Origin of the sequence: Streptomyces sp. NPDC127092 (assembly GCF_042722475.1) — a bacterium.
GTDB lineage: Bacteria > Actinomycetota > Actinomycetes > Streptomycetales > Streptomycetaceae > Streptomyces.
Window position 1 is genome coordinate 2031 of record NZ_JBHXFE010000122.1, and the last position, 615, is coordinate 2645.

Here is a 615-nt window from a genome sequence, read left to right on the forward strand (position 1 = left end):
CCTCCAGGGGGAATGCACGATCCCGGTCCTCCGCCGTGGGACGACGACGGGCAGGGGCGTGTGCGAGTGGATTCCTCCTCCTAGGGTAGACCCTTCCCGCGCCTCCGTGCCCGATCGGGGGCCGGGGCGGCCACTGTGACGCGCGCGGCGCCCCGCCGCCGTCCTGCTCGGTCTGGGCTGTGCCCCGCCTGGGACGCGGCGAGTGGTCCCCCGTCCGGACGGTTCCGTAGTCTGGCCCGGTGAGCACCGATCCGAACCTGACCGATGCCCCGCGCGAGGCCGCGCCGGGCACGGCCCTGTCCCGCTTCCACGCCGTGATCCCCGCCGGGGGCGTGGGCACCCGCCTGTGGCCCCTCTCGCGGGCCGCCGCGCCGAAGTTCCTCCACGACCTCACCGGCTCGGGCCAGACCCTGATCCGTGCCACGTGGGACCGTCTGGCGCCCCTGGCCGCGGGCATGCTCGTGGTGACCGGGGAGGCCCACCGGGAGGCGGTGTGCACGCAGCTGCCGGCCCTGGCGGAGACGGATCTGGTGCTCGAGCCCTCGCCCAAGGACTCCGCGGCCGCCATCGGCCTGGCCGCGGCGATCCTCTCCCTGCGCGACCCGGACACGATCA

Annotated in this window: 1 protein-coding gene; it reads left to right on the plus strand. The window is 75.6% G+C overall.

The window, feature by feature from the left end:
• Nucleotides 1-239 precede the first annotated feature (239 nt).
• The coding region (locus ACFWJO_RS37775) for a sugar phosphate nucleotidyltransferase (RefSeq protein ID WP_386872655.1) at nucleotides 240-615 on the plus strand (376 nt) is incomplete at its 3' end.